Origin of the sequence: Nocardia fusca NBRC 14340, from assembly GCF_001618425.1 — a bacterium.
GTDB lineage: Bacteria > Actinomycetota > Actinomycetes > Mycobacteriales > Mycobacteriaceae > Nocardia > Nocardia fusca.
In genome coordinates, this window is the sequence record NZ_BDCU01000030.1 from 194,586 (window position 1) to 216,467 (window position 21,882).

23 protein-coding genes are annotated in these 21,882 nt (G+C 69.8%); 16 read left to right on the forward strand and 7 right to left on the reverse strand.

Features of this window, described 5'->3' with window-relative positions; translation table 11 throughout:
• Nucleotides 1-5 precede the first annotated feature (5 nt).
• Together cysD and cysC are read left to right on the forward strand one after the other, a co-directional pair.
• On the forward strand, nt 6-938 hold the full coding sequence (gene cysD, locus NF4_RS19830) for a sulfate adenylyltransferase subunit CysD (RefSeq protein WP_063128832.1): 933 nt from the start codon (nt 6-8) through the stop codon (nt 936-938).
• Nucleotides 938-2,776: an adenylyl-sulfate kinase gene (gene cysC / locus NF4_RS19835; RefSeq protein WP_063128833.1), complete on the forward strand. Its 1,839-nt coding sequence runs from the start codon at nt 938-940 to the stop codon at nt 2,774-2,776. Before cysD ends, cysC begins: the two co-directional genes overlap by 1 nt.
• 69 nt (nt 2,777-2,845) lie before the next feature.
• On the opposite strand, the gene NF4_RS19840 is transcribed toward cysC, so the two are convergent.
• Entirely contained in the window at nt 2,846-3,442 is a 597-nt protein-coding gene (locus NF4_RS19840) for a TetR/AcrR family transcriptional regulator (RefSeq protein ID WP_063128834.1), read from the reverse strand.
• 78 nt (nt 3,443-3,520) lie between these two features.
• Here NF4_RS19840 and NF4_RS19845 point away from each other — a divergent pair, with 78 nt between their 5' ends.
• The 5 genes from NF4_RS19845 to NF4_RS39355 all read left to right on the forward strand — a co-directional run bounded on the left by NF4_RS19845 (nt 3,521) and on the right by NF4_RS39355 (nt 8,666).
• The gene (locus NF4_RS19845; RefSeq protein ID WP_063128835.1) at nt 3,521-4,537 is read left to right on the forward strand and encodes a GlxA family transcriptional regulator; all 1,017 of its coding nucleotides are present in this window, start codon (nt 3,521-3,523) and stop codon (nt 4,535-4,537) included.
• 105 nt (nt 4,538-4,642) lie between these two features.
• The gene (locus NF4_RS19850) at nt 4,643-5,362 is read left to right on the forward strand and encodes an alpha/beta fold hydrolase (RefSeq protein ID WP_063128836.1); all 720 of its coding nucleotides are present in this window, start codon (nt 4,643-4,645) and stop codon (nt 5,360-5,362) included.
• Nucleotides 5,363-5,400: 38 nt separating this feature from the next.
• Nucleotides 5,401-6,366 (forward strand): alpha/beta hydrolase, encoded by a 966-nt coding sequence (locus NF4_RS19855; protein WP_063128958.1) that lies wholly within the window; start codon nt 5,401-5,403, stop codon nt 6,364-6,366.
• A 303-nt stretch (nt 6,367-6,669) separates the two neighbouring features.
• The gene (locus NF4_RS19860; protein ID WP_063128837.1) at nt 6,670-8,466 is read left to right on the forward strand and encodes an acyl-CoA dehydrogenase; all 1,797 of its coding nucleotides are present in this window, start codon (nt 6,670-6,672) and stop codon (nt 8,464-8,466) included.
• A gap of 110 nt (nt 8,467-8,576) precedes the next feature.
• Nucleotides 8,577-8,666 (forward strand): mycothiol transferase, encoded by a 90-nt coding sequence (locus tag NF4_RS39355; protein ID WP_439956763.1) that lies wholly within the window; start codon nt 8,577-8,579, stop codon nt 8,664-8,666.
• 12 nt (nt 8,667-8,678) lie between these two features.
• Here NF4_RS39355 and NF4_RS19865 read toward each other — a convergent pair whose 3' ends face one another.
• Nucleotides 8,679-10,436 (reverse strand): 2-isopropylmalate synthase, encoded by a 1,758-nt coding sequence (locus NF4_RS19865; protein ID WP_063128838.1) that lies wholly within the window; start codon nt 10,434-10,436, stop codon nt 8,679-8,681.
• A 175-nt stretch (nt 10,437-10,611) separates the two neighbouring features.
• Between NF4_RS19865 and NF4_RS19870 the strand changes: the two genes are divergently transcribed.
• The 4 genes from NF4_RS19870 to NF4_RS19885 are packed head-to-tail and all read left to right on the forward strand — an operon-like array spanning nt 10,612 to nt 13,343.
• Complete coding sequence (locus tag NF4_RS19870; protein ID WP_063128839.1) at nt 10,612-11,283, forward strand: FadR/GntR family transcriptional regulator; 672 nt, start codon at nt 10,612-10,614, stop codon at nt 11,281-11,283.
• The gene (locus NF4_RS19875; RefSeq protein ID WP_063128840.1) at nt 11,280-12,125 is read left to right on the forward strand and encodes an ABC transporter ATP-binding protein; all 846 of its coding nucleotides are present in this window, start codon (nt 11,280-11,282) and stop codon (nt 12,123-12,125) included. Before NF4_RS19870 ends, NF4_RS19875 begins: the two co-directional genes overlap by 4 nt.
• A gap of 31 nt (nt 12,126-12,156) precedes the next feature.
• The gene (locus NF4_RS19880) at nt 12,157-12,762 is read left to right on the forward strand and encodes a QsdR family transcriptional regulator (RefSeq protein ID WP_232330565.1); all 606 of its coding nucleotides are present in this window, start codon (nt 12,157-12,159) and stop codon (nt 12,760-12,762) included.
• A gap of 20 nt (nt 12,763-12,782) precedes the next feature.
• The gene (locus NF4_RS19885; RefSeq protein ID WP_063128842.1) at nt 12,783-13,343 is read left to right on the forward strand and encodes a nucleotidyltransferase family protein; all 561 of its coding nucleotides are present in this window, start codon (nt 12,783-12,785) and stop codon (nt 13,341-13,343) included.
• On the opposite strand, the gene NF4_RS19890 is transcribed toward NF4_RS19885, so the two are convergent.
• Nucleotides 13,274-14,440, reverse strand: a complete 1,167-nt coding sequence (locus NF4_RS19890) for an XdhC family protein (RefSeq protein WP_063814646.1) — start codon at nt 14,438-14,440, stop codon at nt 13,274-13,276. The genes NF4_RS19885 and NF4_RS19890 overlap by 70 nt on opposite strands.
• Before the next feature lie 277 nt (nt 14,441-14,717).
• Here NF4_RS19890 and NF4_RS19895 point away from each other — a divergent pair, with 277 nt between their 5' ends.
• The 5 genes from NF4_RS19895 to NF4_RS19915 are packed head-to-tail and all read left to right on the forward strand — an operon-like array spanning nt 14,718 to nt 19,422.
• On the forward strand, nt 14,718-17,054 hold the full coding sequence (locus NF4_RS19895) for a xanthine dehydrogenase family protein molybdopterin-binding subunit (RefSeq protein WP_063128843.1): 2,337 nt from the start codon (nt 14,718-14,720) through the stop codon (nt 17,052-17,054).
• Nucleotides 17,051-17,926, forward strand: coding sequence for an FAD binding domain-containing protein (locus tag NF4_RS19900; RefSeq protein WP_063128844.1), 876 nt, complete (start codon nt 17,051-17,053; stop codon nt 17,924-17,926). The genes NF4_RS19895 and NF4_RS19900 overlap by 4 nt, the downstream gene beginning before the upstream one ends.
• The gene (locus tag NF4_RS19905; RefSeq protein ID WP_063128845.1) at nt 17,919-18,449 is read left to right on the forward strand and encodes a (2Fe-2S)-binding protein; all 531 of its coding nucleotides are present in this window, start codon (nt 17,919-17,921) and stop codon (nt 18,447-18,449) included. The genes NF4_RS19900 and NF4_RS19905 overlap by 8 nt, the downstream gene beginning before the upstream one ends.
• Nucleotides 18,446-19,117, forward strand: a complete 672-nt coding sequence (locus NF4_RS19910; protein WP_063128846.1) for an SRPBCC family protein — start codon at nt 18,446-18,448, stop codon at nt 19,115-19,117. The genes NF4_RS19905 and NF4_RS19910 overlap by 4 nt, the downstream gene beginning before the upstream one ends.
• A gap of 56 nt (nt 19,118-19,173) precedes the next feature.
• On the forward strand, nt 19,174-19,422 hold the full coding sequence (locus NF4_RS19915; RefSeq protein ID WP_157120461.1) for a hypothetical protein: 249 nt from the start codon (nt 19,174-19,176) through the stop codon (nt 19,420-19,422).
• Between the two features lie 133 nt (nt 19,423-19,555).
• Here the strand turns inward: NF4_RS19915 and NF4_RS19920 are convergent, their stop codons facing one another.
• The 4 genes from NF4_RS19920 to NF4_RS19935 form a co-directional block, all read right to left on the reverse strand.
• On the reverse strand, nt 19,556-20,167 hold the full coding sequence (locus tag NF4_RS19920; RefSeq protein WP_063128848.1) for a DUF305 domain-containing protein: 612 nt from the start codon (nt 20,165-20,167) through the stop codon (nt 19,556-19,558).
• 80 nt (nt 20,168-20,247) lie between these two features.
• A complete protein-coding gene (locus tag NF4_RS19925; protein WP_063128849.1) occupies nt 20,248-20,706 on the reverse strand; it encodes a hypothetical protein in 459 nt (152 codons plus the stop codon).
• 125 nt (nt 20,707-20,831) lie between these two features.
• Complete coding sequence (locus NF4_RS19930) at nt 20,832-21,143, reverse strand: hypothetical protein (RefSeq protein ID WP_063128850.1); 312 nt, start codon at nt 21,141-21,143, stop codon at nt 20,832-20,834.
• 418 nt (nt 21,144-21,561) lie between these two features.
• Nucleotides 21,562-21,813: an acyl carrier protein gene (locus NF4_RS19935; protein ID WP_063128851.1), complete on the reverse strand. Its 252-nt coding sequence runs from the start codon at nt 21,811-21,813 to the stop codon at nt 21,562-21,564.
• Nucleotides 21,814-21,882 lie beyond the last annotated feature (69 nt).

Genomic DNA, 21,882 nt, shown 5'->3' on the forward strand with positions numbered 1-21,882 from the left:
TAGGCGTGAGCCAGCACACGAAGTCGGCGGCGAGTACGTACGAGCTCTCGCATCAGGCCGCACTCGAGGCCGAATCGGTCCATATCCTCCGGGAGGTGGCCGCCACCTTCGAACGTCCCGTCCTGCTGTTCTCCGGCGGCAAGGATTCGGTGGTGATGCTGCATCTGGCCACCAAGGCGTTCTGGCCGGCCCCGGTCCCGTTCCCGATCCTGCATATCGACACCGGGCACAATTTCGACGAGGTGATCGCCTACCGCGACGCGGCCGTCACGAAATACGGGTTACGCCTGCTCGTCGGCCGGGTCCAGGACGATATCGACGCCGGACGGGTCACCGAGGACACCGGGCCCCGGTCCAGTCGCAACCGGTTGCAGACCGCCACCCTGCTGCGCACCCTGCGCGAAGGCAGGTTCGACGCGGTCTTCGGCGGCGCGCGGCGCGACGAGGAGAAGGCGCGCGCCAAGGAACGGGTCTTCAGTTTCCGCGACGAGTACGGCCAGTGGGACCCACGCCGGCAGCGCCCCGAACTGTGGAACCTCTACAACGGCAAACACCGCCCCGGCGAACACATCCGGGTGTTCCCGCTGTCCAACTGGACCGAACTCGATATCTGGACCTATATCGCGAGCGAAGATATCGAACTGCCGTCGCTGTATTACGCGCACCGCCGCCCGGTGGTGCAGCGCGACGGCATGCTGCTGGCGCACACCAGGTTCCTGACCCTGCTCGACGGCGAGGAACCCCAGGAGGCGCTGGTGCGCTTCCGCACCGTGGGCGATGCCACCTGCACCGGCTGCGTGGAATCGACCGCCGCCACCCCCGCCGAGGTCGTCGAGGAAGTGGCGACCGCGCGGGTCACCGAACGCGGCGCGACCCGCGCCGATGACCGGATCTCCGAGGCCGGGATGGAAGACCGTAAACGAGAGGGCTACTTCTGATGAGCACCCTGCTGCGCCTGGCCACCGCGGGCAGCGTCGACGACGGTAAGTCCACGCTGATCGGACGGCTCCTCTTCGATTCCAAGACCCTGTTCACCGACCAGCTCGACGCGGTGGAACGCACCAGCCGGGAACGCGGCCAGGACTACCCCGACCTCGCGCTGCTCACCGACGGACTGCGCGCCGAACGCGAACAGGGCATCACCATCGATGTCGCGCACCGATATTTCGCGACCCCGCGGCGCAAATTCATCATCGCCGACACCCCCGGGCATGTGCAGTACACCCGCAACATGGTCACCGGCGCCTCCACCGCCGACCTCGCGCTCATCCTGGTCGACGCCCGGCACGGGGTGGTCGAACAGACCCGGCGGCACGCGTTCCTGGCCTCGCTGCTGGGCGTCCCGCACCTGGTGCTGTGCGTGAACAAGATGGACCTGGTGGACTACTCGGCGCAGCGATTCGCCGAGATCCGCGAGGAATTCGCCGGTTTCGCCTCCCGGCTGCAGATCGCGGACCTGACCTTCATCCCGATGTCGGCGCTGCACGGCGACAATATCGTGCACCGCAGCGCCACCATGGACTGGTACGAGGGCACCCCGCTGCTGCACCACCTCGAAGAGGTGCATATCGCCTCGGACCGCAATCTCATCGACGCGCGGCTACCGGTGCAGTATGTGATCCGCAGCCACACTCCGGATTTCCGCGGGTACGCGGGCACCGTCGCCAGCGGCGTCTGGTCGGCCGGCGACGAGATCACCGTGCTGCCCTCGGGTCTCACGACCACGGTTACCGGGATTTGGGGTCCGGGCGGGGTACCGCTCGAGCAGGCGTTCCCCCCGCAGGCGGTCACGGTCGCCCTCGCCGACCAGCTCGATATCGGCCGCGGCGATATGCTCTGCCGTCCCGCCAACCGCCCGCAGGTCGGCCGTGATCTGGACACCATGGTGTGCTGGTTCAGCGACGAGGCCCAGTTGCGCCCCGGCTCCTCCTATACCGTCCGCCACACCACCCGCAGCGTGCCCGTGCAGATCCGCTCGCTGGACTACCGCCTCGATGTGAACACGCTGCACCGGGACGAGGACGCCACCGCGCTGTCGCTCAACGAGATCGGCCGGGTCCAGTTGCGCACCCGGCAGCCGCTGCAGTTCGACCCGTACCGCCGCAACCGCACCACGGGAAGTTTCCTGCTGGTCGACGACACCACCGGCGATACCGTGGGCGCCGGGATGATCACCGGGCCGAGCCTGCCCTCGTCCCGGGTGGTGTGGCATGCGAGCGCGGTGGAGCGGTCCGAGCGCGCGACCCGGGGACTGACCGTCTGGCTCACCGGACTGTCCGGGTCCGGGAAATCGTCGGTGGCGGTGGAGCTCGAGCGCCGCCTGGTGGCCGCGGGGCGTCCGGCGTTCCTTCTCGACGGCGACAATCTCCGCCACGGCCTGAACTCCGATCTGGGTTTCGGCGCGGCCGATCGCACCGAGAACATCCGCCGGGTGGGCGAGGTCGCCCGGCTGTTCGCCGAATCCGGGACCATCGCCATCGTCTCGCTCATCAGCCCCTACCGGGCCGATCGCGACCGTGCCCACGCGACCCACGACACGGCCGGTATCCCCTTCGTCGAGGTCTTCGTGGACACCCCGCTGGAGGTGTGCGAGGCCCGCGACCCCAAGGGCCTCTACGCGAAGGCCCGGGCCGGAGAGGTTCGTGGTTTCACCGGTATCGACGATCCCTACGAGGCGCCGACCACGCCGGCACTGGTGCTGCGCCCGGAGGACGGCGATCCGGCCGCGATGGCCGCCGCGATCCTGGCGCTGCTCGCCCGGGAGGAGAGCGCCTGACGTATACCGCCGGCGGCCGCAGCCGGATCAGGTCCGCCGGCCGACGGCACCCGCGGCCGTCAGGCCCGATCATTCGACCGGCACGGCTACCAGCAGCGTCGGGCCCGCGATATCGACGATCTCCCGGAGCCGTTCCACGGGAGTACCCAACCGGCTGAGCTGGATCAGCCCCTGGGCCATCACCACCACACCGGCGCAGTGCGCGGACAGGGCCGCCGCGTCGATTTCGGCCCCCGGACGAGTAGCGAGCCCTTCGGCGACGCCGGCCTCCATGGCCGCGGTCGTGCGAGTGCCGATGGCGACGACCTCCGGCATCCGCCGGCCCAATTGCGCGATGCTGTTGAGCATCAGGCAACCGCGCCGGTCCGGCTGCCCGGCGCAGTCGTCGATCACCGCGCGCAGCAGCGCGCGGACCGCGTCGCGGGCGGAACCGGGGGCGGCGACGATCGAGTCGCGGACGAATCGGGCCCGCCGGTCGCAGTACTGCTCGAACGCCGCGAGGAACAGCCCGCGTTTGCTGCCGTAGGCCGCGTAGATGCTCCCGTTGCCGACGCCGGTCGCCGCCGAGACGTCGCCCACCGAGGTGTCGTCGAACCCCCGCGACCAGAACAGTTCCGTGGCCGCTTCCAGGAGGCGCGGCTCGTCGAACTGTCGCGGCCGTCCCATGCGCTCACCGTACCAATCGTGCTGCGATATCGCCCACATCCCTTGTTCTGGAGGCGTGGCTCCAGAACACTCACGTCCATGGTTTCTGACGCGGCGGACTCCTCTCGGAGGCGTATGTGCATCCTGGTCTTCGACGGGGTGAAAGCCCTCGACTTCGTGGGTCCGGCGGAGGTGTTCGTCGAAGCCAACCAGGCCGTGCCCGGGTACGAGGTGGTGCTGGTCTCCCCGGACGGCAAGAGCGTGCAGACCTCGCTGGGCGCGCGGATCGAGGTGAGCGCCGCGGCCGCCGACGCCGGCCGCTTCGACACCGTGGTCATCCCCGGTAGCGAACTGCCGCCGTCGAGATTCGTCACGCCCGAGGTGCTCGCGGCGGCCCGCCGGCTGTCCTGGCACACCCGGCGCCTCGCCTCCATCTGCAGCGGCGCCTTCGTGCTGGCCGAACTCGGGGTCCTCGACGGCCGCCGGGCCACCACCCACTGGAAGTACGCGGCCGATCTGGCCCGGCGTTATCCCGCGGCCACGGTGGAACCGGACGCGATCTTCGTCCGTGACGGAAATATGTACAGCTCGGCCGGTGTCGCGGCGGGTATCGATCTGGCGCTGGCGATCGTGGAGGAGGACCACGGCGCCGATATCGCCCGCCGGATCGCGCAACTCATGGTGGTACCGATGCAGCGCGCGGGCGGGCAATCGCAGTTCTCGGCCTCACTCAGCGGGCCGCTGCCCCGGAGTCCGCTGGTGCGCACCGTCGTCGACCTGATCTGCGCGGACCCCGCCTTCCCGCACACCGTCCGCACCCTGGCCGACCACGCCCGGGTCAGCGTCCGCCACCTGACCCGGCTCTTCCGTGCCGAACTCGCGCACTCCCCCGCCGAATACGTGGCCTTCATCCGGTTCGGGGTGGCGCGCGATATGTTGCACGCCGGTCACACGGTCACCGAGGCCGCCATGGCGGCGGGCTACGGCAGCAGCGAGGCCCTGCGCCGCGCGTTCATCGCCCGCCTCGGCATCTCGCCGCGCAAATACCAGCAGCAGTTCCGGTCCACGGGCGCGATCGCGCCCGCCGCGCCCGAACTCACCGCGGCCGCGTCCTGATCGGGGGGTTTCCCGGCCGGTAGCGAGGGGCACGAACCGGGTCGTCCGGTCGAAGCTCGATACGGCGCACACCCGGCGCCCTCACCGCGACAGAGAGAACCCCCGATGACCCTCGCACCGACCATCGTCCTCGTGCACGGCGCCTTCGCCGACGCGTCCAGCTGGCACCCGGTCATCGAGCGATTACTCGCCGACGGTCACCGGGTCGCCGCCCCTCCGGTGGCCGGACGCAGCCTGACCGCCGACGCCGACGCGGTTCGCGGCTTCGTCGAACGGATCGACGGACCGGTCCTGCTGGCCGGGCATTCCTACGGAGGCGCCGTCATCACGGTCGCGGGGACGGCCGACAACGTCATCGGCCTGGTCTATGTGTCCGGGTACGCCCTCGAGGAAGGGGAGAGCCTCGGGCAGTTGCAGGGCGGCTTCCCGGATTCCGCGCTGGCCGCCCATCTCCTCTACACCCCCGCCCCCGCCGAGCCCGGCACCGAACCGGGCACCGATGTGTGGGTCGATCCCGCCACCTTCCCGGAGATCTTCGCGGCAGGTGTGGACCCACGCACCGCGCAGGCGCTGGCGGTTTCCCAGCGTCCGCTGTCGGCGGCCGCGTTCGGCGAGCCGGCCACCGTCGCGGCCTGGAAGACCAGACCGGGCTGGGGCATCGTCTCCGCGGCCGACCACACCATCAATCCCGAGGTCGAACGATTCGGTTACCGCCGCGCCGCGCTGCGCTCGGTCGTGGAGATCGACGCACCGCATCTGGTGATGCACACCCATCCCGCCGAGGTGGCCGCCGTCCTCACCGGCGCGCTCGCCGAACTGTCCTGATTCCCGCACCGCTCCATCGATCGAAAGATATGCCCACCATGGCCGGAAACCCGCTGAACATCTCCCTCGAACAGGCCGCACAGGAGTTCGTCGATGCGACCTCGGAGCCGCCGTTCCTCTACCAGTTGCCGCCGGAGGAGGGACGTAAGGCCGTCGATTCGGTACAGGATTCACCGATCGACAAACCCGAGGTCGACGAGGAGTGGATCACCGTCGAGGGCGGGCCGACCGGTTCGGTGCGCGCCCGGATCGTCACCCCGCCCGGTTCGACCGGCCCGCTGCCCGTGATCGTCTACACGCACGGCGCCGGGTGGGTCTTCGGCGACGCCCACACCCACGACCGTCTCGTCCGCGATCTCGCCGTCGGGGTGGGCGCGGCCGTCGTCTTCCCCGAATACGACCGCTCCCCCGATGTGCGCTATCCGGTCGCCAACGAGCAGTCCTACCGAGTCGCCCAGTGGGTGAGCACACAGGGCGCGGAGAAGGGCCTCGACCCCGCGCGGATCGCGATCGCGGGCGATTCGGTCGGCGGCAACATGGCCATCGCACTGACCCTGATGGCCAAGGAACGCGGGGATATCTCCTTCGTCCAGCAGGTGCTGTTCTATCCCGTCACCGATGCCGCGTTCGATACCGGTTCCTACCGGCAGTTCGCCGAGGGCTACTTCCTCACCCGCGAGGGTATGAAGTGGTTCTGGGACCAGTACACCACCAGCGAGGCCGACCGGGACCGGATCACCGCCTCCCCGTTGCGCGCCACCCGCGAGCAGCTCACCGGATTGCCGCCCGCCCTGGTGATCACCGCCGAGGCCGATGTCCTGCGCGACGAGGGCGAGGCCTTCGCGGGCAAGCTCCGGGACGCGGGGGTTCCGGTGATCCAGACCCGCTACGGCGGCATCGTGCACGACTTCGTCATGGTCAACTCTATGCACGGGACCCAGGCCGCCCGGGCCGCGGTCGCCCAGGCCGTCTCGGTCCTGCGCGACGCGCTGAGCACCGCCTGAGCGCACCGCCGCGTCACGTCGCCATGTAGGAACACCCGGCCGTCGGGCCGCTGGATCCGTTACCGGAACACAGCGGAACCCGAGCGCTCCCGGCTCTCGAATCCGGTCGAGCAGACTCGGTGGTCCCGGTGCGGGGTGACCTCGTCACCCCGCACCGGCCGGGCCGGCGGCTCGGCCGGTCGTTTTCCGGCCGGGGTCAGTACCCTCGACCCATCCGGCGGCACTGCCGAGGCGCGGATCCGCCGACGGTGACTTCCATCGGCATTTGATACTCTGACGAGAATCTGTACCGAAAGGGTGGTTATGCGGTCTACTCTGCTGTCCCGGCGCGACCTCGAGTTCCTGCTCTACGAATGGCTCGCGGTCGAGGACCTGACCCGGCGGCCGCGCTTCTCCGACCATTCGCGCCAGACCTTCGACGCCGTCCTCGAGCTGAGCGAGCAGCTGGCCACCCGATACTTCGCCACCCACAACAAGCTCAACGACGCCCACGAACCCACCTTCGACGGCGAGACGGTCACCATCATCCCGGAGGTGCGCACCGCGCTGAGCGCGTTCGCCGACGCGGGGATGGTCGGCGCCACCATGGACGCGGACCTGGGCGGCGCGCAACTTCCGGCCGCAGTGGCCCAGGCGGCGTTCGCCTGGTTCCACGCCGCCAACCCCGGTACCAGCGCCTACCCGCTGCTCACCATCGGCAACGCCAATCTGCTCATCGCGCACGCCGACGAAGAACTGGTGCGGCGGTTCGTCCCGCCGATGCTGGAAGGCCGCTACTTCGGCACCATGTGCCTGTCCGAACCCCAGGCCGGGTCCTCGCTCGCCGATATCGTCACCCGGGCCGAACCGCGCGACGACGGCACCTACCGGGTCTTCGGCACCAAGATGTGGATCTCCGGTGGCGATCACGAACTCGGGGACAACATCGTGCACCTCGTGCTCGCCAAGATCCCCGGCGGGCCGGTGGGCACGAAGGGCATCTCACTGTTCGTGGTGCCCCGGTATCTGGTGAACGAGGACGGTTCCCGCGGCGAACGCAACGATGTGGCGCTGGCCGGGCTCAACCACAAGATGGGTTTCCGCGGCACCGTCAACACGGTGCTCAACTTCGGCGAGGGCCGCTGGACGCCCGACGGATCCCCTGGCGCGATCGGCTATCTGGTCGGTGCCCCGCACCAGGGGCTGAAGTACATGTTCCACATGATGAACGAGGCCCGCAGCGGAGTCGGGCTGGTCGCCGCGGCGCTCGGCTACACCGGCTACCTCGAATCGCTCGAGTACGCCCGCGGCCGCCCCCAGGGCCGCACCAAGGGCACCGCCGACCCGGCCTCCGCACAGCGCCCGATCATCGAACACGCCGATGTGAAACGGATGCTGCTGGCGCAGAAGAGTTACGTCGAGGGCGGTCTGGCGCTGGTGCTGTACTGCGCACGGCTCATCGACGAACAGCGGACCGCCGATTCCGACGACGAACGCCGCGCGCTCACCCTGCTGCTGGACATCCTCACCCCCATCGCCAAGAGCTGGCCCTCCCAGTGGTGCCTGACCGCCAACGACCTCGCCATCCAGGTCCTCGGTGGTTACGGCTACACCCGCGAGTACAACGTCGAACAGCACTACCGCGACAACCGGCTCAACCCGATCCACGAGGGCACCCACGGCATCCAGGGCCTGGACCTGCTGGGCCGCAAGGTGACCCAGCAGTCGGGCGCGAGCCTGCGCGAACTCGACACCAGGATCCGGGAAACCCTCGCGGCCGCCCGGGCACACGGCGGCGAGACCGCCGACCTCGCCGACCGGCTCGACAAATCCTGGAGCCGGCTGGTCACGGTCACCGGCGGTCTGTTCGTGTCCGGCGATGTCGAGGTCGCGCTGGCCAACAGCTCGGTCTATCTGGAGGCGTTCGGCCATCACGTGGTGGCCTGGATCTGGCTGGCGCAGACGGTCGCCGCGCACGGCCGCGACGGCGACTTCTACGACGGTAAACGGCACGCCGCCCGCTACTTCTTCCGCCACGAACTGCCCCGCACCGGCCCGCAACTGGACCTCCTCGCCGACCTCGACACCACCACCCTCGAGATGCGCGAGAACTGGTTCTGACGGGCCGCCGTGTACCGGCGCGAGATACGGCTGGCGGACGCGGCGGTGGCCGAGCTCGGGCTCGACCACCGCTGTCCCATCCAGGCGGCACCGAATACAGCCTGTGCTGGGTGTATCTGCATCTCATCGAGGAATTTGCCCGCCACAACGGACGCGCGGACCTGCTCCGCGAACGGATCGACGGGCGTACCGGGGACTGAGCCGCGCCGGTATCAGGCGGGGCTTCCGGCCGCGCGCAGCACCGCCGCCACCCCGGCCGATTCCACCGAATCGCCGTGCGCACAGGACCATCCGGTCTGCCCGCCGCGCCGGTACTCGAGGTAGGCGATCGCATGACCGGCGACGGGGTGCCCGGTCAGGCTCAATACTTCGACCTCCCGCCCGGCCGCCGCGAGGGCCGCGACCACCGCGGCCAACCGGTCGGCACCCACGTGCTCGCTGTCGTGGGCCCGCCCGCCGACCACCAGACCGACCGCGACGGTCTGCGCACCGTCCGCACCCGCCACGCGCAGATCCTTCAGTTGCACATCCGGAGGCTCGGCGGCATCGATATAAGCCTGGTCGAACAGGGCGCGCAGCTCGGCGGCGCTCACCTCGCCCCCGGTGCCGTCGGCATGGCCCTGTACCCGGCCGGCGAAATCGATCTGCAGCCGGCGCGGCAGGTCCAGCCCGTGTTCGGTGGCGAGCAGATAGGCGATACCGCCTTTACCGGACTGCGAGTTGACCCGGACCACGGCGTCGTAATTGCGACCGATATCGGCCGGATCGATGGGCAGATACGGTACCCGCCATTCGATCTCGCGTTCGGGGCGTCCGGTAGCGGCCGCCCGGGCCCGGTGCTCGGCGAAACCCTTCTTGATGGCGTCCTGGTGCGTACCGGAGAACGCGGTGTGCACCAGATCGCCCACATAGGGGTGGCGCGGGTGGACCGGCAGCCGGGTGCAGTACTCGACCGTCCGGCGGATCTCGTCGATATCGGAGAAATCGATCATGGGGTCCACGCCCTGGGCATGCAGATTCAACGCGAGCGTGGCGATATCGACATTGCCGGTGCGCTCACCGTTGCCGAACACACACCCTTCCACCCGCTGCGCGCCGGCCAGCACCGCCAGTTCGGCACAGGCGACGCCGGTACCGCGATCGTTGTGCGGGTGCACCGACAGGATCACGCTGTCGCGGCGGGCGAGCGAGCGGTGCATGTACTCGATCTGGTCGGCGTACACATTGGGTGTCGCGATCTCCACGGTGGCCGGCAGATTCAGGGTCACCGGCCGCTGCGGGGTGGCCTGCCACAGGTCGGTGACGCTGTCGCAGATCTCGAGCACATATCCGGGTTCGGTCTGGTTGAACACCTCCGGGGAGAACTGGAATCGCGCGCGGGGCAGGTCGGCGGCGAATTCGAGCACGTCCCGGGCCCCGGCCAGGATCAGCTCGCGGACGGCACGAGCGTCCTTGCCGAGCACGGTGTCGCGCCACATCGGCGCGGTGGCGGTGTACAGGTGGATCACCACCTCGTTGTCCATCCCGCGTACCGAGTCGACGGTGCGCGCGATGAGATCGCGCCGGGCGGGAGTGAACACCACCGGGGTCACATCCGGCGGGACCGCGCCGGTATCGGCGAGCATCCGAACGAAATCGAAATCGGCCTTGGAGGCCGATGGATAGCCGACCTCGATCTCCTTGTAGCCCATGGCGACGAGCATCGTGAAGAACCGCATCTTGCGTTCCGGGTCCATCGGCTCGGCCAAGGCCTGATTACCGTCGCGCAGGTCCACCGGGACCCACAGCGGCGCGCGCTCGATCCGGGCCTGCGGCCAGCGGCGTTCGGTGACGGGTACGTCCACCCGGTCGTAGATGTCGCGGTACCGATACGAGGGCAGCTGGGAGTGCCGCTGCCGGTACCACTCCGGCGCGTCGCCGGGAACCGGTCCGGCGGGGGTGTCGATGGTGGGGTGGGTCTGTGTGGTCATGGGGGTTCCCCGGTCTTCCTGTGCGTACGGCCGTTCCGTGACGGTGACCGGCCGACGACAACCCCACGGCGGGGTGGCCGATCGTTCAGGCCCCGCAGTGGCGGTCGAGGAGAAGCTCCGGGTGCGACATGTGGCAGACTGTACACGACTCCTCAGACAAGTAGCGAGGTTCGATATGGTTTCCCAGGTACGACGGCACCCGCTGGCCGAACAGACGGCCGATCTGCTGCTGGCGCGCATCCGGGCCGGCGAGTGGCCGCTCGGCCACCGGCTGCCCGGCGAGACCACCCTCGCGGCCCAGCTCGGAGTGGGACGTTCGACGCTGCGCGAGGCGATTCGCGAACTCGCCGGACGCGGGGTGCTCGCCAGCCGGCAGGGCGCCGGTGTTTTCGTCACCGCCCTGGATATCGCCGAGGACTGGGATATCGTCGTGCGGCGCGCGACCATCGCCGCGGTGGTGGAAGCCCGGATGGCCATCGAGACCGAGGCCGCCGCCCTGGCCGCCCACCGGCGCACCCCCGCCGATCTGCGGACGATCCGCCGCACCCTGACCGGCCGCGCGGCACCGGGCCTCTCGGTCCCCGAGTACGTCGATGCCGATACGGCCTTCCACCGCGCCGTGATCGTGGCCGCGCACAACGACATACTGATCCAGCTGTTCGATACCTTCCTGCCCCGGCTGCGGATCGCGATGATCGATATGCTGCACATCCGCCCGCTGCCCTCCCCACCCGCCGACCACGCGGCGCACGAGCAGCTCGCCGCAGCCATCGCCGCCCGCGACCCGGACGCCGCGGCCGCACTCAGCCGGGATCATCTGCGCGCCATCAAGGAGGCCTTCTCGTGACCACACCCGTTCTGGAGCTGACCGACGTCACCTTCCGGCGCGACGGCAACCAGATCATCGACGGCATCTCGCTGACGGTGCGCGCCGGTGAGCACTGGGCCCTGCTGGGCCCCAACGGTGCGGGCAAGAGCACGCTGCTGGGTTTCTGCGGCGCCGTGACCCACCCGACCACCGGCGCCGTCCGGGTGCTCGGCGAGCAGCTCGGCCGGGTAGAACTGCAGCGGCTGCGGCGCTCGATCGGACATGTCGACCCACGGCATCCGCTGCGCTCACCGCTGCCGGTGCGCGATGTGGTGCTGACCGGACTCACCGGGACGGTGGACACCCCGCTGCGCTGGACACCGACCGCCACCCAGATCGCGGCGGCGACGGAGGCACTCGACGCGGTGGGAATGGCCGCGAAAGCCGAACGTTCCTGGTTCACCCTCTCCCAAGGAGAACGTGGACGGACCCTCATCGCTCGCGCGCTGATCACCGCACCGCGCCTGCTGCTGCTCGACGAACCGACCACCGGACTGGATGTGGCCGCCCGGGAACAGTTGCTGCACACGATCGACGCACTGGACCGGACCTACCCCGAACTCGCCTCCGTCCTGGTGACCCACCATCTCGAGGAATTGCCGACGACGACCGGCCATGCGCTGCTGATCGCGGACGGGCGGACGGTCGCGGCGGGCCCGGCGGCCGAAACCATCACCACCGCAAACATTTCCGTGGCGTTCGATCATCCGGTGCAGGTCACCCGGGAGGGCGGCCGGTGGTCGGCGCGGTCCCCGCTGGCCCGGCCGGCCCGACCCGCTCTACACTCGAAACCCCACGACCAGGTCGTCCACCGTTTTTAGATACACGAACCAATGTGTGTACCATAACGTGGTGACCACCGCGAGCCGCACTTCCAGACCGCCCGGCCGCCCGGCCTCGGCCACCCGCGAAGAAGTAGTAGCACTGGCCCGGCAGGCTTTCCTCGCCGGGGAACGGGTCGATATCCAGTCGATCGCCGCCCAGCTCAAACTGAGCCGCGCCTCCATCTACCGCTGGTTCGGTTCCCGCGACGGCGTGCTCGGCGCCGTGCTGGCCGGGGAATTCGAATCCCTCATCGAACGCGCGGACGCCCGCCGGCGCGAATCGGGCGCCCGGCGCATCCTCAGCGTGCTCGACCGGGTCAACCGCTGGATGGCCGGCAACGAACCGTTCCGCCAGTACTTCGAGAACGAGCCGCTGGCGGGCCTGCGCATCCTCACCTCGAGCGACGGCCCGGTCCAGCCGCGCATCCTCGTCGCGGTGGAACAACTCATCACCCGGGCCGAGGAGCAGGACGGCTACACACCCCAGCTGGAACGGTCGCTGCTCGCCTACTCGCTGGTGCGCCTGGGCGAGGCATTCCTCTACCAGGACAACGTGACCGGGCTGCGCGGTGATGTGGACCGGTTGCACCAGGTACAGACGGCCCTGCTGGGTATCGATCCCCCCGGCAACTGATCATCGGCGAGGATCACGGCATGGATCACGCAGCCGCTCGAATCGACGCCGCGGGACTGGTACTCGCCGCGGGCGCCGGCCGGCGTTTCGGAAAGCCCAAGGCCGAGGTGCTCTTCGAGGGCGAACGGCTGGTCGACCGGGCCGTGCGCCTGTTGCGCGACGGGGGTTGCGCCCGGGTGATCGTGGTGTCCGGCGCGGTGGAGTTGCGGGTGCGCGAAGCCACGGTGGTGCATAATCCGCGGTGGGCGAGCGGGATGGGCTCCTCGCTGACCACCGGCCTGGCGGCAGTCCACGACACGGCGGCCGTGGTCGTCCCCGTCGATATGCCGTGGCTCGGCGCCGAAGCGGTCCGCCGGTTGCTCGCCTGCGGCGCCCGCCTGGCGACCGCCACCTACGACGGTCGTCCCGGACATCCGGTGCTGCTCGGTGCCGAATATTTCGCGGCGGTGGCGGCCGAAGCGGTCGGTGATACCGGCGCGCGAAGATTCCTGGCCGCCAATTCCGAACTGGTTCAGCGGGTGCCGTGCGACGGAACCGGCTCGCCCGACGACGTCGACACACCGCAGGATCTGGCGCGGTGATCGTCGGTGGGCACCGAGTCGGATTCCCGCGGTCCCGGTGGGACGGTGTGGATCGGCCGCTGGGTGCCCGACAGCGAGCGCGCCGACCCGCCGTGGCGTAGCGCGACGATCTCCGCGCCGATGGCCACGGCGGTCTCCTCCGGGGTCCGGCCGCCCAAGTGCAGCCCGATCGGGGACCGCAACCGTGCGAGCCGATCCTCGGTGACGCCGGCCGCGCGCAGATGGGCGCGCCGTTCGGCGTCGGCGCGGCGCGAGCCCATGGCGCCGATATAGGCGACCGGGTTCCCCAGCGCCTCGACCAGCACCGGAATATCGAACTTCGGGTCGTGGGTGAGCACGCACAGGACGGTCCGGGAATCCACCGCGGTGGCACGAAGATAGCGGTGTGGCCAGTCGGTGACCACCTCGTCGGCCTCCGGTAGCCGGGCGCGATCAGCGAAGGCGGGCCGCCCCTCGCAGACCGTGACGTGATAGCCCAGCAGTTTCCCGACCCGGCAGAGCGCGGCCGCGAAGATATTCGCGCCGAAGATGATCATCCGCGGGGGCGTGGTGAACACGGCGACGAAGATTTCCCGGTCGGCCGGGCCGCAACCGATCGTCCGCAGGTCGCTCGTGCCCCTGCGGAGTAGCGCGCGGGCCTGCTCCACCACCGGATCGGGCCAGACCCCGCCATCGGTGATCACCGCCTCGGCGGTCACCGCCGCCAGTGCCGCGGTGGTCAGGTCGCGGACAAGCGCCACCGGCCGGGACGGGTCGAGCGCGGCCTCGACGACCGGATACTGCGGGGGCGTGATCCGCTGCACGAAGACATCGAGTTCGCCCCCGCAGGTCAGACCGACCGCGAACGCGTCGGAGTCGCTGTAGCCGAAGGTCTGCCGCGCCGGCTCTCCCGTGGCCAGGACCTGCGTGCACAATTCGTACACCGCGCCTTCGACACAGCCTCCCGACAGACTGCCGCGCACCGCGCCCGCCCCGTCGACCGCCATCGCCGACCCCAGTGGCAGCGGCGCGCTCCCCCGGACCGCCACCACGGTCGCCACCGCGTAGGCGACCCCCTCGGCGTGCCATCGGACCAGGTCCGCGGCCAGGTCGCGCATCGCTCCACCTCCGCACCGCAACGTTGCCGTAAACCAGGGACAACATGCGAGAATACCACTTCCGCAAATAGACATTGCAATTCTTGAAGACGGCATATCCTGTATTGACACTGCCGGCGCGCCGATGCTAAACAAGTGCTCAGCATCGGCGTGCCGAAACCCGGGCGCCCCTGTTGCCGGTGCCCGTGACATCCCGCGAACGGAGGAACGGCCGGATGGGTCGAATCAGGCTGTCTCGCAGCGCCCCACACCACATCCCGACGCGACGGAGCCGACGATGAGCACCACCGAGAAAACGACGGCCGTCGGCGCCCGGGTACCCCGGATCGAAGACCTGCGGCTGCTGACCGGCGCCGGAACATTCGTCGACGACATCACCCGTCCCGGCATGGTGCACGCCTGCTTCGTCCGCAGCCCACTGCCCCGGGCCCGGATCACCGCGATCGACACCGCCGCAGCCGCCGCGCTCGAAGGGGTCGTCGCCGTCTACACCGCGGCGGATCTCAACCCGCGGGTCAGCGAGATCTCCTACGCCCTGGACACTCCCGGCTTCCCGGAGGTGCCCCGCCCGCCGCTGGCCGAGGGCGAGGTGCGCTTCGTCGGCGACCCGGTGGTGCTGGTCCTGGCGACCGACCGGTACATCGCCGAGGACGCCGCCGAACTGGTGATCGTCGACTACGACCCGCTCGAACCCGTGGTCGACTACGAAACCGCCGCCACCGCAGGCGAACTCGTGCACGCCGAACATGCCGGTAATTCGGCCGGGGGCCTGGCCGGGCGCGCCCCCGCCGATCTGGCCGCCGTCATGGACGCCGCCCCGCACGTGGTCCGCCAGACCATCCATCAGCAGGCCTACGCGCCGGTCCCGCTGGAAACCCGCGGCGTGGTGGCGGAATGGACCGCCCCCACCGGGGAGATGACGATCTGGATCTCCACCCAGTCACCGCACGAGGTGCGCGGCTTCTGCTCCCGGCTACTCGGGATCGACGAGCACCGGGTCCGGGTCATCGTGCGTGATACCGGTGGCGGTTTCGGCCAGAAGGTGGCGCCGCAGCGCGAGGAGACCTGCGTGATGCTGGCCGCCCGCACCGTCCGGCACGCGGTGAAATGGATCGAGGACCGGCAGGAGAGCCTGATGGCGGCCGGTATGGCCCGCCACGAACACGGCGAGGTCGCCATGGCCTTCGACGAGGAGGGCCATATCCTCGCCGCCACCATCGAACACGTCCAGAACGTGGGGGCCTATCCGATTCCGTCGCCGCTCACCTCCTCGATCGCGGTCGGCATGCTCTTCCCCGGGCCCTACCGGGTACCGGAAGCCGGTTTCAGCACCGCCTCCTACTACTCGAACACGGTGGGCCGGGTGGCCTATCGCGGTCCGTGGCAGTTCGAATCGGTCTCCCGGGAACTCCTGCTGGACACCGCCGCCCGCCGCCTCGGCCTGGATCCGGTCGAGTTGCGGCGCCGGAACATGCTCGGCCACAGCGAGATGCCGGTGGCCAACCCGAACGGGATGCCCTACTCCGACGCCTCACCGCGCGAGACCTTCGAGCAGGCGCTGCAGATCCTCGACTACGACGCCTTCCGGGCCGAACAGGCCGCCGCCCGCGCCGAAGGCCGCTACCTCGGTGTCGGTACCTGCACCTATGTGGAACCCACCACGGGTGCCCCGCCGTTCCTGAGCACCGAGGGCGCCACCATCCGGATCGCGCCGACCGGCAAGGTGAACGTCTACCTGTCGGGCGGATCGGCCGGCAACAGCCTGGAGACCACCGCGATCCAGCTCACCGCGGACGCGCTCGGTATCGATATCGCCGAGGTGCAGACCATCCAGGGCGATACCGCCGTCGCCCCGCAGGGCGGCGGAACCAACGGCAGCCGCTCGGGTTCGATGGCGGCGGGCGCCATCCGGCAGACCGCGCAGGTACTGCGTGAACGGATCGTCGCGATCGCGGCGAAACAGCTCGGCGTCGCCGTCGAGGAGGTGGAGTTCGCCCACGGCCGGGCCGGTGTGCCGGATACGGAGAAGTCCCTGTCGCTGGCCGAAATCGCGCAGATCGCCTACTACCAGACCGAATTGCTGCCGCCCGGCGTACCGCCGGGGCTGGAGGCCACCGGCCGCCACCGCGCCGACCAGCTGATGATCTGGGCCAACGCCACCCATGTGTGCACCTGCGAGGTCGATATCGAGACCGGGCACGTCACCCTGCTGCGCTTTGTGGTCAGCGAGGACGTCGGGCCGATGATCAACCCGAATGTCGTGGAGGGCCAGATCTACGGCGGTACCGTCCAGGGCATCGGCGGCGCACTCTACGAGCACCTCGCCTACGACGACGACGGCAATCCCGTGGCCACCACATTCCTGGACTACCTACTGCCCACCGCCACCGATGTGCCCGAGATCGAACTCGGGCACATCGAGACCCCGAGCAGCGGGCCGGGCGGGTTCAAGGGGGTCGGTGAGGGTGGCGCCATCGGCTCGACGCCCGCGGTACTCAACGCCGTTGCCGACGCGCTGGCACCGTTCGGTGTCGAGATCGACCGGCTTCCCCTCTCCCCCGCCCGTATCGTCTCGATGATCGAGGCGAGCGGCACATCGGAGGTCACCGCATGAAACCCGCCGCCTTCGAATACCACGCGCCCGCCACCGCGGACGAGGCCGTGGCCCTGCTGGCCGATCTCGGTGACGAAGCCAAGATCATCGCGGGCGGCCAGAGCCTGGTGCCGATGCTGGCGCTGCGGCTCGCCGTCTTCGACCATCTGGTCGACCTGCGGAAACTGGACCAGTTACGGGGTGTCGAAACCCGCGGTGACACGGTGTGGATCGGGGCGGGTACCACCCACGCCGCGGTCGGCCGCGACGCCGGGATCCGCCGCGACGTGCCACTGCTGCACCGGGCGACTCCGCTCATCGGCCACTTCCAGATCCGCAATCGCGGCACTATCGGCGGGGCGATCGCGCACGCCGACGCCGCCGGCGAGTACCCGGCCGTGGCGCTCACTCTCGACGCGCGGATGCACACCCTGTCCCCGCGCGGGCAGCGCACGATTCCGGCCGCGGAGTACTTCACCGGTATGTGGAGCACGGCCATGGAAGCCGACGAACTGCTCACCGGGGTCACCTTCCCGGTGTGGCGGGGACGTACCGGTTTCGCGATCGAGGAGTTCACGCGCCGCGCGGGGGATTTCGCCATGGCGGGGGCGGTGGTCGCGGTGCGGCTCGACGCCGATTCCCGGATCGAACAGGTCGCCCTGGGACTCATCGGCCTGGCACCCACCCCGCTGCGGGCCACCGCGGCCGAGGCCGAGCTGATCGGCCGCCTCGCCGCCGCGGTCGACGCCGCCGAACTCGGGCGCGCGGTGACCGCGGCCCTGAATTCGGTACCGGCCGATATCCACGGCTGCGCCGACTATCGGCGCCGGATCGGGGCGGTCATGGTCGCGCGGGCCTGGCACCGCGCGGTAGAGGAGGCGAGCAATGACTGATATCGAGATCTCGGTGGCCGTGAACGGGGTGAAGCGCCGCGACCGGATACCCCCGCGCCGCACCCTGGCCGACTATCTCCGCGAGACCTGCGGCCTCACCGGCACCCACCTGGGTTGCGAACACGGTGTCTGCGGCGCCTGTTCGGTACTGCTCGACGGGGCGGCGGTGCGCGCGTGCCTGGTCTTCGCGGTCCAGGCCGACGGGGCCGAGGTGACCACGGTGGAGGGCCTGGCCGATCCCGACGGCACTCTCTCCCCCGTCCAGCAGGCCTTCCGCGATCATCACGGCCTCCAGTGCGGTTTCTGCACACCGGGTTTCGTCGTCTCCGCGACCGCATTCCTGCGGGAGACACCCGATCCCGGCGACGACGAGATCCGGGAAGCACTGTCCGGCAACATCTGTCGCTGCACCGGCTACCAGGGCATCATCCGCGCCGTACGCGACGCCGCCACCACCCTCGGTACCGAAGCGCCCGCGACCCCGCAGACCAGAACCGGCACCGACGCCAAGGACCCCGTATGAAACTAGAGAACACCTTCCAGATCCCCGTCCCCGCCGCGGACGCCTGGCCCGTACTGCTGGATCTGGAGCGGATCGCACCCTGTGTACCCGGCGCCGTACTCACCTCCCGCGACGGCGACGATTTCCACGGCAAGATCAAGGTCAAGCTGGGTCCGGTGGGGCTCACCTACAACGGCATCATCAAGGTGGTCTCCCAGGACGAGTCCGCCAAGGTCGCGGTGCTCGAGGGCGGTGGCCGCGAGACCCGCGGCAACGGCACCGCCAAGGCCGTGATCACCTGCCGGTTGGTCGAATCGGACGGGACCACCGACGTATTCGTCGATACCGATCTGGCGATCACCGGTAAACCGGCCCAGTTCGGTCGCGGCGCCCTCGCCGATGTGGCGGGCAGCCTCATCGGTACCTTCGCCGACAATCTCGCCGCCGAGATCACCGCCACGGCGCCGGGCAACGGGCGGGCCGCAGCATCCGGTCCGGCGGCATCCGAAGAAGCCGCACCGGAGCCGCGGCCCGCACCGGTCACCCGCATCGGTCCCCGCCCGTCCGCCGAACCCATCGATCTGATGGCCGCCGCCGGGGTCACCGCCGAGCGGCAACTGCTGCTGGGCCTGGGCGCGGCGGTGGTGGTCCTCCTCCTGCTGCTCGTCCGGCGCCGCCGCCCCGCATGAGGTCGCGGGGCCGATAGGTGTGGTCCGGCCGGCTCCGGTCCGGACAGGGCGAGGGCGTGAACTCCCCACCGGCGACACCCGGCCGCCTGGCCCGGGCTGGCCAACCGCTACTGGCGCGGGTCTGGTTCGACGGCCTCGTCGATATCCTCACCCCGCATACCGGCCCCGTCGCCGCCCGTGCGGTCGCGATCTACCTCGACGGTGCTCTGCTGCACGCGCTGACGGCCGAGGCGGCCCTGGATGCCGCCGCACTCACCGCGCCGATCGCCGTGCTCACCGGACTCGCTCCGAAATCCTGCCGCTGATCCGCGGGCAGCCTCTGTCCCGGAACAACCACCCGACCAACCCCGCGGGTCACCTGCCCAGCGTGCTCGCCGTGGGTCTCCTCGGGGCCGAGGGTCCGGCGCGCGTGGACACACCCGCCGGACCCGCCCGGGGTCAGCCGTTCAGCAGTGCCTGCATCTGCTGGATCTCGGCCTGCTGGGCATCGATGATCTGCTGCGCCAGCGCCTTGGCGTCGGAGTCGGCACCCTCGGCCAGTTCGGTACCGGCCATCTGCACCGCGCCCTCGTGGTGGGCGATCATCATGGTGAGCCACATCCGGTCGAATTCCGGACCCCGGGCCGCCTCGAGCTGCACCATCTGCTCATGGGTCATCATGCCCGGCATATTTCCGTGGTCCATTCCGCCGTGCCCACTGCCCTCGGGTACCGCGACGCCCCAGTCCCGCAGCCACCCGGTCATGGTGGTGATCTCCGGGTCCTGCGCCTGCTGGATACGTGCGGCCAGATCGATCACCGCCGGATCGCTCGAACGGGACGGCACCAGCGCGGCCATCTCCACGGCCTGGCGATGATGCGGGATCATCTCCTCGGCGAAACGGATATCGGCCTGGTTGTGGTCACCGGCCACCCGCTCGGTCGTCGTACCGGTGACGGCCGGCGACGAGGTCGCCGGGGCGGTGTTGTCGTCACCGTTGCCGCATCCGGTCAGGAGGACCGCGGTGGTGAGGAGGGCGAGCGCGATTCCGGTGCGTGGTTTTCCGATCATTGTTGCTCCTGAGAGTTCGGTGTGTTGCGTGCGACGAAGCAGCGCCGCGACCCGGAGAAACCGGGTCCGGCGGGCGTCGATCACAGCCGCAGCACGCCCAGGACTGCCAGGCGCCGCGAGATCGGAACAGGCGGCGGCCGGGCCACCGCCCGCGGCCGGAGCGCGGCCGCGCGCATCGGTCCCCTCACGAACAGGTACCTCCGCAGCGCGGCGACGATCAGTACCGAGGCCAGCGCCGCCACCAGGACGGCCAGGCACAGGTGCAGCAGATCGTGGCCCGTGCCGTGACCGGCCGGGGCGTTGTCGCGCGGCGCCGGCGCGAGCACGGCGGACGGATCCGGACAGCAGGACCGCGCCGGCTCCACGTGCGCCTGTCCCGGATCCGGGACAGGCGATGCCGAGACGAACGCATGGGAGCCCATCGGATGGTGCGTCGCACCGCCGGCTCGGGCAGGCAGGTGGTGCATACCCGAAACGGCCACCGCCAGCACGACCGGCAGCAACCAGCGCACCAACGTGCCCGCGAGACCGGAGTACACAGCCCGAATCTAACACCGCGCCGCCGGGCGGGCCCCCACCGCTCGCTCTGGCCGCACCGCGCCACTCGACGGAGTCGCCGATGCGTCCCGCGAACCCTCGCCCGGACGGCGGAACCCGGCGGGCGCTAGCCCATGATCGCGTTCATGATCGTCCCCGCGCTGGTCGCCACCGCACCGCCGGCCATGGCACCGGCGATCTGCTTGGGCGCCGTCAGCGGGCCACCGTTCCACTTCTCCCAGGCGAGCCTGCTGCCGCCGAAGACTATCGAGGTGACCCCGGACAACAGGACGAACCAGGTGAGGTACCTGGTCATCTGGACGACCTTGTCCGACAGCGGGGGCGCTTCCGGGCTGGGATCGCCCAGTTGGGCAAGTACGGCGTAGTGGTCGTGCAGTACCGGAAGGCCGTCGTGCAGTGCGGTGAGGATCGTGCTCATCTGGTCGTGCCCCTCTCGGATGCCGGTAGATGCGGTGGCGGCGAATGCCGATTCCGTAAAGCCGAACCCGAACGGTTATTGAAGCGCAAATCGGAGCACAATGGGGTGAGACTCACCGATTTTTTCTGGTCGGGCCGGTAGGCGGCGGCGTGTCGTATGCGCGACACGCGCCTACTGGAGTTTCCGGCAATCGATCGGCATCCGATTCCGCGGATCGACCCGGCGGCTCCGCGCGGGTCACTGGACTGTCACAACACGGCCTCGACACGCCCGCCGTCCGGCGTGCTCTCGCCGACGCAGGAATGCTCCGCAGGGCCGGCGACCGAGCATGACGTACAGCAGGACCGCCACCAGCGGCAGCGCGACCGTTTCGGCCCGCCCGAATCGTCCTGCGCCGACCGGACGGACCGGATCGGGGTCAGGACGGGGCGGCCGTCCGCACGCCGAGCAATCCCATGAGATCGCCGAAGGTGCGGGCGGCGGCGACCTGCCGCTCGGGCAGCTCGAGCCCGTACTCCTTCTCGACCAGCACGATGATCGACAGGACCGTCAGCGAATCCACGTCGAGATCGTCCAGCGTGGCCGTGGGCGGGATCTCGTCGAAGTCCAGATCGCAATGGGTGTGCAGGAATTCCGCGACATAGTCCCGGATCGGCACGGTATCGGGCATCGCGATCGACCTTTCCACTGTCCGCCACCGGCACGCCCGGCGAACGGCGCCGTCCGCCCGGCCTCCGCA